The organism is Pseudomonas sp. S2_C03, assembly GCF_054668405.1.
Genome location: NZ_CP162766.1, coordinates 4702086 through 4713157, shown reverse-complemented (window position 1 = coordinate 4713157; position 11072 = coordinate 4702086). Strand labels below are relative to the sequence as shown.

The window sequence follows — 11072 nt, the reverse complement described above, 5'->3', positions numbered from 1 at the left end:
CCCTGTAGAAGATGCCTACAGGTTCAACCTTGCCATGCGGGCAAGGTCAAGCGCCATGTTCCAGATCAATTGAACGTGTCAGTAATCCAGAGCCGTTCGCTTGAGGTACATGCCTTCCTGGGTCATGGCGATCCGGTACTTCAACACGTCCCCGGCCTTGAGGGTGATGACCTGCGAACCCGGCGCCAGCATTCCCGGATTGCAACCCTGTGCCTGGCCTGGCAGCAGTTTCAGGCGCAGCGAGACATTACCCGGCGGCAGGTTGAACGAGATGCTCTGCTCCTGGAACAATCGGGCCGACAGTTGATCCTGCAAGTACACGCCGATTTCGCAACTGGTCGACACTTCCAGGCGCTCGCGGGAAATGATCAGGACACCGTAATCCTCACCGGCAGCTTTGGCCGAGGGCATGGCGGCGAAAAGGCTGAGTAAGCCAAACAGGCTGAAAGCTGACCAGCGCATGGCTGAATCTCCACGGATCGAGTCATTGATGCGCGTAGCTTGGCCGAGCCAGACGCCGATTGCCAGCCCGGCAGCGAAATGCAGAACTTGACCTTGCCATGGTGGAAAGGTCGAGACTGTGCGCAACCTCACTTAACAGGAGTCATTGCATGCAAGTGTTCAACGTTCAAGGCATGTCTTGCGGCCATTGCGTCAAGGCCATCACCCAGGCGCTGCAAGCGGCGGATCCGGCGGCCAGCGTGCGGGTCGACCTGGCTGCAAAGGAAGTCGGTGTTGAAAGTGCTTTGACCGCGGAGCAGGTGATCGCCGCGATCAGTGAAGAAGGTTATGAGGTGAAAGTTGTCTGAAGTCATGTAACCGATGAATTTTGATCGTTAGCGAACTATCGGAATGTTCAAGGCGTCCTCGCGCGGCTAGACTGTGAGACCGCAGACCTCAGCCGCACTGGATGCCTGATGAACCTCCGTACCATTTTGATACTTGGCGCCCTGAGCGCTTTTGGGCCGCTCGCGATCGATTTCTACCTGCCCGCTTTCCCGGCCATGGCGCTGGCGTTCGGCACGGATGAACAGCACGTTCAGCTGACGCTGGCGGCCTACTTCCTCGGCCTGTCCATCGGCCAACTGGCATACGGCCCGGTCGCAGATCGTTTTGGTCGGCGGGTCCCGCTGCTGGTGGGCGTCGGCCTGTTCACGGTCGCGTCCCTGGCATGTGCCTTCGCACCGAATCTGGAATGGCTCATGGTGGCGCGCTTCGTCCAGGCGCTGGGTGGCTGCGCGGGGATGGTGATCTCCCGGGCGATCGTCAGTGACAAATGCGATGCAGTCGGAGCGGCCAAGGTCTTTTCCCAACTGATGCTGGTCATGGGCCTGGCACCGATTCTCGCGCCGATGCTGGGCGGGTTACTGGTCAACACCACCGGCTGGCAGTCGATCTTCCTGGCGTTGACCGGCTTCAGTGCGTTGGCAGCTCTGGCGGTTGCACTTGGGTTGCCGGAAAGCATGCCCGAGCATCTGCCTCGTCAACCGTTGTCCGGTGCATTGCGTCAGTATGGGCGCTTGCTTAAAGACCCGATCTTTCTGGGGCACGCCCTGACCGGGGGCATCGCGATAGCGGGGATGTTTGCCTACATCGCCGGTTCACCGTTTGTGTTTATCAAGCTCTATGGCGTGCCAGCCGAACACTTCGGCTGGCTGTTCGGCACCAACGCGGCAGGTTTCATTCTGGTGGCGCAGGTCAATGCGCGATTGCTGGCCAAGCGCGGTCCCGCGTTTCTGCTGGCGCGCACAGTATGGATTTACCTGGCGGCAGCCCTGGCGCTGCTGGCCGTCAGCTCATTGCGCACCGAACAGTTGTGGCCCTTGCTGGTGCCGTTGTTCATCTGCATCGCCAGCCTCGGTTGCATTCTGCCCAACGCGTCTGCCTGCGCCATGACTGGCCAGGGGGCGCGTGCCGGCAGTGCCTCGGCGCTGATGGGATGCCTGCAGTTCAGCGTCGCCGCCGGTGCGGCGTCGCTGGTGGGAATTCTGTATGACGGCAGTGCCATGCCGATGGCGATGGTCATCAGCCTGTGCGCGATTCTGGTGGTGAGTGTCGCGATGTTCACCCGGCGCCTGCAAAATGCGCGCGCAGTGGCGCAAGCCCAGGTCTGAGAAAGTCTCAGCCAGCAGCGCGGTGCTGGTAAACCGGCATGGGGTGAGGGGCGTGCAGGCGCGCTTCAAGGGTTCGGGTAAAGGCGCGGGCTTCGGCTTCGCTGCGGAAGTTGACCACGTGTTGATCCAGAAGGACCTGCCACTGGGATTTTGCCAATTCTTTTATCAGGATCTTCATTGCTGACCTCCTCGGTTAAAAGATTGCATCGCAGAGATCACGATTGTAGACCCCCATGCAATCAAAACCATGACAACGATCAACGTTCGGACTGACGGCGCCGCCCGTGCGGGCGGCGCTTGTTTCAACGTATTTCAGAAGCCTTCAAGGACAATCTTGCCCTTGGATTTTCCACTTTCCAGTAGTTCATGGGCTCGGCGCAGGTTGGTGGCGTTGATCGTGCCGAAGTGCTCGCCGACTGTGGTTTTCAGCGTCCCGGCATCGATCAGCTCCGCCACCCGGTTGAGCAGTTTGTGCTGTTCGATCATGTCAGCGGTTTCGAACAGCGAACGGGTGTACATGAATTCCCAGTGCAGTGACAGGCTCTTGCGCTTGAGCTTGGTCACGTCCAGCGCTTTCGGATCGTCGATCAGCGCGAGTTTGCCTTGTGGGGCCAGGGCGTCGACCAACTGATCCAGATGCTGATCGGTCTGGGTCAGGCTGGCGACGTGCGTCACGTGCTCAAGGCCTGCGCGTTTCAATTCTTCGCTCAGCGGCTGGCTGTGATCGACGACCAGGTCGGCGCCCAGTTCACGCACCCAGCTTTGGGTCTGCGGCCGGGAAGCGGTGCCGATGACGTTCAGCCCGGTCAACTGGCTGGCCAGTTGCGTGAGGATCGAGCCGACACCGCCTGCGGCACCGACGATCAACAGGCTCTGGCCTTCATCGGTTTTGCCCTCGCGTATTTGCAGGCGTTCAAAGAGCAATTCCCACGCGGTGATGGCGGTCAGGGGCAGGGCGGCGGCTTCGGCGAAACCCAGGGATTTTGGCATATGGCCAACGATGCGCTCGTCCACCACGTGCAGTTCGCTGTTACCGCCCGCACGGGCGATGGAACCTGCGTAGAACACCTTGTCGCCGGCCTTGAACAACGTCACTTCACTGCCCACCGCCTTGACCACGCCGGCCACGTCCCAACCCAGCACCTTGGCCGTGCCTGCCTCCGGCTGGACGTTCTGGCGAACTTTGGTGTCCACCGGGTTGACCGAAATGGCTTTGACTTCCACCAACAGGTCGCGTGGGCCGGCGGTCGGTTCGGGGAGCTCGATGTCCTGCAGGGATTTGGCGTCGCTGATCGGCAAGGAGGCGTAGTAGGCAATGGCTTTCATGGGGGACTCCAGAAGGTAATAAAAGAATGGGTCAAACCAGGGCGCGCAGGCGCTTGAGGTCGAAGTGTTCGATCAGCTCGCCGGCCGTGGCGCGAAAATGCTGGATGTGTGCGCTGGCGTCATGGGCCTGCAACGCCTCGTCGCTGTTCCATTGCTCGATCATGTAAAAGGCCTGCGGATTGGCCAGGTCCTGATGCAGATCGTATTGACCGCAGCCCGCTTCCGCGCGAGTTGGTTCAAGGAGCGCTCGAAGGTGTCGCTCGAGCGCGTCCTGTTGGCCGGCTTTGGCAATCAGCGTGGCGATGGCGGTGAAAGGCTGGGACATGGTCGACTCCAGAATCAGGTTATTTGCGATGAGACAGATGATTGGCTATTTCATCGGAAGATAAAACCCGCTAAAAGCGCAGTCTCTTTCAATGAAATTTTGATAATGAGGCGTCGCGATGTTGCGCTTTGATGACCTGCAACTGTTCGTCCGGGCCGCGGACCTGGGTAGCTTGTCTGCCGCTGCCCGGGGCATGGACATGTCGGCGGCGGTTGCCAGCGCGGCGTTGAAGCGCATCGAGCAGCAACTCGGCGCACGGTTGCTGGCCCGTTCCACGCGGAGCCTGCGCCTGACCGCTGAGGGTGAAGGTTTCCTTGAATACGCCCGGGCCGCGTTGGGTAATCTCGACGAAGGCCGTCGCTTGCTGGCCCGTGGCCAGGATCAAGTCAGTGGTGTGTTGCAGTTGTCGGCACCCTCGGATTTCGGGCGTAACCTGTTGCTGCCGTGGCTGGACGAGTTCCAGCGCGAGCACCCGCAACTGACCGTGCGTCTGTTGTTGGGCGACCGCATCGCCGACCTGTTTCGCCAACCCGTGGACATCGCCCTTCGCTATGGCGAGCCGGAAGATTCCAGCCTGGTGGCACTGCCCATCGCCCCACAGAATCGCCGCGTGCTGTGCGCCGCGCCCAGTTACCTGGCCAGGCATGGCGAGCCGCGCCAATTGGAACAACTGGCGCAGCACAATTGCCTGTTGTACATGCTCGGCAGTCGAGTCCACGACCACTGGAGCTTTCACGACGGCAAACGTGAAGTCAGCCTGACCGTCAGCGGCGACCGCTTCAGCGACGATGCCGATGTGGTGCGCCTGTGGGCGGTGTCGGGTGCCGGCATCGCCTACAAATCCTGGCTGGATGTCGGCGCCGATGTGTTGGCCGGGCGTTTGAAAGTGCTGATGCCGGAGCTGCTGGGTGAGCGTGCTCCGCTGAATTTGCTGTGCGCCCATCGCGCTCAATTGAGTAAGCCGGTGAACCTTCTGCGGGAAATGCTTGCCAGCCGATGTACTCGTCTGGGCGGCCAATTTCCCGGGTTGGCAGGGGTTGATCTTTAGTCGCAGGCAAATAGCGAAATTTCTCTCAGTATCAATCACCACCAATGGTTTCCGAGGGGCAGGAACCGGGGGACAACACGCTTATACTAGCGCCCGTCTCATGTGTGCCCCACCAAGCTTGCCATGGCGGGGCCGCAGATGAGCCGATCGGCACTGCGGTCAATCACCTGTCTTTGCAAGTCTGCGAAGCAGCGGCTTGGGTGAGTGGATGGCTCTGCCCGGTTTATGGCGGTTTTCACGTCTTGGCCGAGGACACATTACTGGTCAAGATATCTCTGAGCAGTAGACGAAACGATTCAACAGGGAGTGAATACATGGAACATGCACCTTGCATCAGCCAGATTGCCACGTTGCTGTCTGACCCAAAGCGCAGCGCAATGATGTGGGCCTTGATGGACGGCGCGGCGCGGCAGGCTGAAGAACTGGCATTGCTGGCCCGTCTGTCGCCGTCTTCGGCCAGTGCGCATCTGGGGCGTTTGTCCGCTGGAGGGCTGTTGAAGGTCGAAACCCGTGGCCGCAAGCGATTCTTCCGGCTGGCCGCACCTGAGGTCGGCGCGGCGATAGAGGCGTTGGCCAGTGCGACGATCGCCAGTACCCCTCGGGACATCCCCGAGGTGTTCAAGCGCAATACGGCGCCTGTCCCTATTCGCCAGACTGCGCCATCGTCCTTGTTGCGTGCGCGCCTGTGCGACGATCATCTGGGAGGGACGCTGGCCGCGGATCTCTATCAGCGCCTGCTGGACGCAGGCTGGATCGAACAGTTCGATCATCGGGTGTCGATTACGCACAAGGGCGCCACCGAACTGGCGAACCGCGGTGTGTTCGTCCAGGCATTGGCGCACAGCACCAGCAAGGCTGCCTGTGCCTGTCCCGACTGGAGTGAGAGACGTCCGCACATGGGCGGGTCGCTTGGGGCGGCTTTGCTGCAGTTGTTCATGCAGTCCGGCTGGCTGAGCCTGCCGAATGACTCCCGTGCGCTGCACATCACCTCGGCAGGGCAGCGGGAAATCCATCGCTTCGCCAAGGAAACCGAGCTGGAAATGGCGTTGTAGGAGGGCGCCGGGGAGACCTGAATCATGTGGGAGCGGGCTTGCTCCCACATGGGTAGAGCGGCGCTGCTTACGGCTTGACCAATCGGGCATCCAGGCTGTTTTGCGCCAGGCGTTTGGCCTGGTCCTGGGTCATGCCCAGGTCGGTGTGCAGCGCGTGGAAGTTCTCGGTCACGTAGCCGCCGAAGTACGCCGGGTCATCCGAGTTCACCGTGACCTTCACACCGCGCTCGAGCATGTCGAGAATGTTGTGTTGGGACATATGGTCGAACACACAGAGCTTGGTGTTGGACAGCGGGCACACGGTCAACGGAATCTGCTCGTCAATGATCCGCTGCATCAGGCGCTCGTCTTCAATGGCGCGTACGCCATGGTCGATGCGCTGGATTTTCAGCAAGTCGAGGGCTTCCCAGATGTATTCCGGCGGGCCTTCTTCACCGGCGTGGGCAACGGTGAGGAAACCTTCGTGGCGGGCACGATCGAACACGCGCTGGAACTTGCTTGGCGGATGACCCATTTCCGAACTGTCGAGGCCGACGGCGACAAACGCATCACGGAACGGCAGCGCCTGATCGAGGGTTTTCTGTGCTTGCTCTTCGCTCAGGTGACGCAGGAAGCTCAGGATCAAACCGCTGGTGATGCCCAGTTGCTGCTCGCCATCTTTCAACGCGGCGGCAATGCCGTTGAGGACCACTTCGAAGGCAATGCCCCGGTCGGTGTGGGTCTGCGGGTCGAAGAACGGTTCGGTGTGAACCACGTTCTGCGCCTTGCAGCGCAGCAGGTAGGCCCAGGTCAGGTCATAAAAATCCTGCGAGGTGCGCAGAACATCGGCGCCCTGGTAATAAAGGTCGAGAAATTCTTGCAGGTTGTTGAAGGCGTAGGCCTTGCGCAGGGTATCGACATCGTTCCACGGCAGCGCGATCTTGTTGCGTTCGGCCAGGGCGAACAGCAGCTCGGGTTCCAGCGAACCCTCGAGGTGCAGGTGGAGTTCTGCCTTGGGCAGGGCGTTCAGCCAATCGTACATGTGTTGAAATCTCATCAGGTGCAATGGCGGCATTCTACAGATGATCACGGCGTTTATTGATAAAACCTGACTGGGCGGTTCATTCATTGCACGCCGAGACAACAATCGGGGACGAAGGTGTAACGAAACGTTAGCGGCGTCCCGCAGTCAGTAGCTCATGGCATCGCTTCGCGTCTTTCGGCATATAGGTCCGCAATGTTCACAATCCTCAAGCAAGAAAAGTTTCTGCTGCTGGCGCTGATCGCCGCATTCGTCGCCTACCCGCTGGAGCACTGGATGTTGCACAGTGGCCAGGTGATCGCGTTGATGGCCGGGCTGGTGCTGATTCTTTTCATCGTTGCTGCCTCCATGCGCGTTGCACACCATGCGGAATTGCTGGCGGAGAAGGTCGGCGACCCCTATGGCACGATGATCCTGACGCTGGCGGCGGTGTTGGTTGAAGTGGTGATCCTGGCGATCATGATGAGTAATGAAGCATCGCCGACGTTGGTGCGCGATACGATCTACTCAGCCGTGATGCTCGACATCAACGGCATCCTTGGTCTTGCCGCGTTGATGGGCGGCATCAAGCACGGCGAACAGTCCTATAACGATGACTCTGCGCGCAGCTACAGCGTGATGATCCTCACGGCCATGGGTGTTTCGATGGTGGTGCCGGAGTTCATTCCGGAGGCCAAATGGAAAATGTATTCGGCCTTCACCATTGGGGCCATGGTCGTGCTCTACACATTGTTCCTGCGCATGCAGGTCGGGCCGCACAGTTACTTTTTCAGCTACAGCTATCCGGAAAAACGTCGTAGAAAAGAGCCCATGGAGCAGGAGCCAAAACCCGTCAGCCTGGCGCTGTCCATCGGCATCCTGGTGTTTGGCGTGATCGTGATTGGCGCCCTGGCAGAGGTCATGTCCAAGACGCTGGACCTGGGCCTGGAGGGCACGGGAGCACCGCCGGTGATCACAGCGATTCTGGTGGCGGCGATTTCCGCGGCGCCGGAGATCCTGACCGCATTGCGTGCTGCGCTGGCCAACCGCATGCAGTCGGTCGTTAACATCGCCATGGGGGCATCGTTGTCAACGGTGATCCTGACGGTGCCGGTGATGGAAGCAATGGCGCTCTACACCGGACAACCCTTTCAGATGGCGATGACGCCCGTGCAGACCGTGATGATTTTTCTCACGCTGATTGTCAGTGCGATCAACCTCAACGACGGCGAAACCAACGCCATTGAGGGGATGACCCACTTTGTGTTGTTCGCCACCTTCATCATGTTGTCGGTGTTGGGGCTGTAACGTTCCCTGTAGGAGCGAGCTTGCTCGCGATGCGTTATGACGGACACATTGATGGTGAATGACACACCGCTATCGCGAGCAAGCTCGCTCCTACAGGGGGAGTGTTGTGTCAGGCGCCGGCAATCAGTTGCCGCGCCGCCTGACTGTGATCGGCAATCAAGCCTTTGAGATCCAGCCCTTCAACTTGTCCGTCGATCACCCGCCACTGGCCGCCGACCATGACTCGATCCGCCCGGTCCGCACCGCACAACAGCAGCGCCGACACCGGATCATGACTGCCGGAAAACCGCAGTTCATCGAGTTTGAACAGCGCAAGGTCTGCCTGTTTGCCTACCGCCAATTCACCAATGTCGCTGCGACCGAGCAACTGCGCTGATCCCTTGGTTGCCCAACCCAGCACACGTTCCGGGGTGATCTTCTCGGCGCCGTACCGCAAGCGCTGTATGTACAGCGCTTGCCGTGCTTCGAGGATCATGTTCGACGCATCGTTGGACGCCGAGCCGTCCACGCCCAGGCCCAGTGGCGCCCCGGCATCGGTCAGTTCGATACTCGGGCAAATGCCGGATGCCAGGCGCATGTTCGAGCTTGGGCAGTGACAAATACCGGTGCCGGCGGCGCCCAGGCGAGCAATTTCATCTGCGTTGAAATGGATGCCGTGGGCCAGCCAGGTACGCGGCCCGAGCCAGCCGACGCTGTCCAGGTAGTCCACCGTGCGCAGGCCGAAGCGTTGCAGGCAGAAATCTTCTTCGTCCAGGGTTTCGGCCAGGTGCGTGTGCAGACGTACATCGAGTTTATTCGCCAACTCGGCGCTGGCCGACATGATGTCCTGGGTCACCGAGAACGGCGAGCAGGGCGCCAGGGCGATCTGGATTTGCGCGCCATCGCCACGTTCGTGGTACTCGGCAATCAGGCGCTGGCTGTCGTCGAGAATCACTTGGCCTTCCTGCACGGTTTGCTGCGGGGGCAGGCCGCCGTCCTTTTCGCCCAGGCTCATGGAACCGCGCGTCAGCATCGCGCGCATGCCCAGTTCGCGCACGCTCTGAACCTGCACGTCGATGGCATTTTCCAGGCCGTCCGGAAACAGGTAGTGGTGATCGGCGGCCGTGGTGCAGCCCGACAGCAGAAGTTCGGCCAACGCGACCTTGGTGGCCAGAGCGAGTTTTTCCGGGGTGAGGCGCGCCCAGACCGGGTAAAGGGTTTTCAGCCACGGAAACAATGGCTGATTGACCACCGGCGCCCAGGCGCGGGTCAGGGTTTGATAGAAATGGTGATGGGTGTTGATCAGGCCGGGGAGGATCACATGCTCGCGGGCATCGAACACCTGTCCACAGGGCGCGGACGGCTGCTGCCCGGCGGCGAGCACTTCGACGATCACACCGTCTTGCACGACCAGGCCACCACGGGCATCGAGGCCATTGGCCGTGAAGATTGAAAGGGGATTTTTTAACCAGGTACGGGTCGCAGGCATGGTGGCCGGCTCCTCTGAAAGTGGGTTCAGGTTAGCCAGCTCAGTGATTACCCTGTCTGCTGATCCAGGGTCGCCGTGGGGGCGAAGTGCCCAGTGTCAGATAAAAGTGCGTGGTGGGCAAGCCTCGGTCGACCAACCGGCATGCTTGCCCCTGAGCCTGTAGGAGCGAGCATGCTCGCGATGGAAGCCCAGGCACCGCGGGCATCCAGACAACCCGCGTCTTCGTTAACGACCATCGCGAGCATGCTCGCTCCTACAGGGGGGCGGGGTCGCCTGGGCTTACCAGGGAATAACGTCACCCCGATAGTTCACAAAGTGATGCCCACCCTTGCCGACATACGCATTGACCTGATCAATCAGCCCCCGCGTGCTGGTCTCCACATCCAAGTCGGCACCCTCACCGCCCATGTCGGTTTTCACCCAGCCCGGGTGCAGCGACAGCACGGTCATTTTCTGTTCGCCCAGTTGGGTGACAAAGCTGTTGGTCATGGAGTTCAGTGCTGCCTTGCTCGCCTTGTACAACGCCAGCTCCGGTGCGTCCGGCATGGTGACGCTGCCCAGCACCGAACTCATGAAGGCGAGCACGCCGGTGTCGGGGCGAATCTGCCCGACGAAGCGCTGCGCCAGATTGATCGGCGCCACCGCATTGGTGAAAAACAACTGACCCACCTGCGCCAGCGTCGCACCGCCTGGCGTCTGCACCTCTGGCCCCTTGACCCCGGCATTGACGAACAACAGGTCAAACATCTCGCCCTTGAGTTGCTGGCTCAACGCGATGACCGCCTGTTGATCGTCCATGTCGAGTTTTTCGATCCGCACCTTGCCCAATGCCTGCAAGGCGTCGGCGCCTTTTGGATTACGTACGGTGGCGGTAACTTGCCAGCCATCAGCCAGCAAGGTTTTCACCAGGCCCAGACCCAGGCCCCGAGAGGCTCCAATAATGAGTGCGGTTTTGACCTTGGACATACGCGGGTTCCTTGAAAGTGACGTTCACGGATTTAATGGACAACGTTGGCCGAGCCGTTATTGCAATTCGCTGCGCACCGATGCGCATCCTGACGTTTCGAGAAGGGGCTAGACCCTGGAGCATACTCCAGGCGTAAGCCTTGATGCTCCCAAAATGATGGAGCAGCACCCATTTGGACTTCGACGCAGCAACGCAAGCCGGTGGGCAAGAGTGCCTGGTATGACCTGATCGTGACGGCTGCGTTTGCCACATGGCGCAGGTATTGCCGGTGGGCGGCGACTGATCAAAAAATAACCAACCTCAACCAACCCAGGCCGGACATGAAACCGGGCCAGCCATAAACGGGTTATCCACAGATTGCTCCACAGTATTTGTGCGCAATCGCCAAAGTCGGGCATAAGCCCGGCTCGGCTATCTTCTAAAGGTGATAAACCGAGTTAACTGGTTGTTTTGAAGTATATTTT

12 protein-coding genes are annotated in these 11072 nt (G+C 60.1%); 5 read left to right on the top strand and 7 right to left on the bottom strand.

Annotation, left to right across the window (positions count from 1 at the left end):
- Positions 1-78: 78 nt before the first annotated feature.
- The gene (locus tag AB4N64_RS21815; RefSeq protein ID WP_460118396.1) at positions 79-462 is read right to left on the bottom strand and encodes a hypothetical protein; all 384 of its coding nucleotides are present in this window, start codon (positions 460-462) and stop codon (positions 79-81) included.
- Positions 463-611: 149 nt separating this feature from the next.
- Between AB4N64_RS21815 and AB4N64_RS21810 the strand changes: the two genes are divergently transcribed.
- Complete coding sequence (locus AB4N64_RS21810) at positions 612-809, top strand: heavy-metal-associated domain-containing protein (protein WP_460118394.1); 198 nt, start codon at positions 612-614, stop codon at positions 807-809.
- A gap of 108 nt (positions 810-917) precedes the next feature.
- Complete coding sequence (locus AB4N64_RS21805) at positions 918-2114, top strand: multidrug effflux MFS transporter (protein WP_460118392.1); 1197 nt, start codon at positions 918-920, stop codon at positions 2112-2114.
- A 7-nt stretch (positions 2115-2121) separates the two neighbouring features.
- On the opposite strand, the gene AB4N64_RS21800 is transcribed toward AB4N64_RS21805, so the two are convergent.
- From AB4N64_RS21800 to AB4N64_RS21790, 3 genes are all read right to left on the bottom strand, one after another.
- The gene (locus AB4N64_RS21800) at positions 2122-2292 is read right to left on the bottom strand and encodes a hypothetical protein (protein ID WP_460118390.1); all 171 of its coding nucleotides are present in this window, start codon (positions 2290-2292) and stop codon (positions 2122-2124) included.
- A 134-nt stretch (positions 2293-2426) separates the two neighbouring features.
- Positions 2427-3440 (bottom strand): zinc-binding alcohol dehydrogenase family protein, encoded by a 1014-nt coding sequence (locus AB4N64_RS21795; RefSeq protein WP_460118388.1) that lies wholly within the window; start codon positions 3438-3440, stop codon positions 2427-2429.
- Positions 3441-3471: 31 nt separating this feature from the next.
- Positions 3472-3765: a putative quinol monooxygenase gene (locus tag AB4N64_RS21790; protein WP_460118386.1), complete on the bottom strand. Its 294-nt coding sequence runs from the start codon at positions 3763-3765 to the stop codon at positions 3472-3474.
- 118 nt (positions 3766-3883) lie between these two features.
- On the opposite strand from AB4N64_RS21790, the gene AB4N64_RS21785 reads away from it, so the two are divergent.
- Positions 3884-4813 (top strand): LysR family transcriptional regulator, encoded by a 930-nt coding sequence (locus AB4N64_RS21785; RefSeq protein WP_460118384.1) that lies wholly within the window; start codon positions 3884-3886, stop codon positions 4811-4813.
- Positions 4814-5127: 314 nt separating this feature from the next.
- Positions 5128-5865: an ArsR/SmtB family transcription factor gene (locus AB4N64_RS21780; RefSeq protein ID WP_460118382.1), complete on the top strand. Its 738-nt coding sequence runs from the start codon at positions 5128-5130 to the stop codon at positions 5863-5865.
- Between the two features lie 67 nt (positions 5866-5932).
- Here AB4N64_RS21780 and AB4N64_RS21775 read toward each other — a convergent pair whose 3' ends face one another.
- Positions 5933-6886 (bottom strand): adenosine deaminase, encoded by a 954-nt coding sequence (locus AB4N64_RS21775; protein ID WP_460118380.1) that lies wholly within the window; start codon positions 6884-6886, stop codon positions 5933-5935.
- Positions 6887-7081: 195 nt separating this feature from the next.
- Here AB4N64_RS21775 and AB4N64_RS21770 point away from each other — a divergent pair, with 195 nt between their 5' ends.
- Positions 7082-8173, top strand: coding sequence for a calcium:cation antiporter (locus AB4N64_RS21770; RefSeq protein WP_460118378.1), 1092 nt, complete (start codon positions 7082-7084; stop codon positions 8171-8173).
- Positions 8174-8282: 109 nt separating this feature from the next.
- On the opposite strand, the gene AB4N64_RS21765 is transcribed toward AB4N64_RS21770, so the two are convergent.
- Both AB4N64_RS21765 and AB4N64_RS21760 read right to left on the bottom strand, forming a co-directional pair.
- The gene (locus AB4N64_RS21765) at positions 8283-9641 is read right to left on the bottom strand and encodes an 8-oxoguanine deaminase (protein WP_460118376.1); all 1359 of its coding nucleotides are present in this window, start codon (positions 9639-9641) and stop codon (positions 8283-8285) included.
- Positions 9642-9920: 279 nt separating this feature from the next.
- Positions 9921-10607 carry an SDR family oxidoreductase gene (locus AB4N64_RS21760; RefSeq protein WP_460118374.1) on the bottom strand — a complete coding sequence of 229 codons (687 nt, stop codon included), beginning with the start codon at positions 10605-10607 and terminating at the stop codon, positions 9921-9923.
- Positions 10608-11072: the final 465 nt, after the last annotated feature.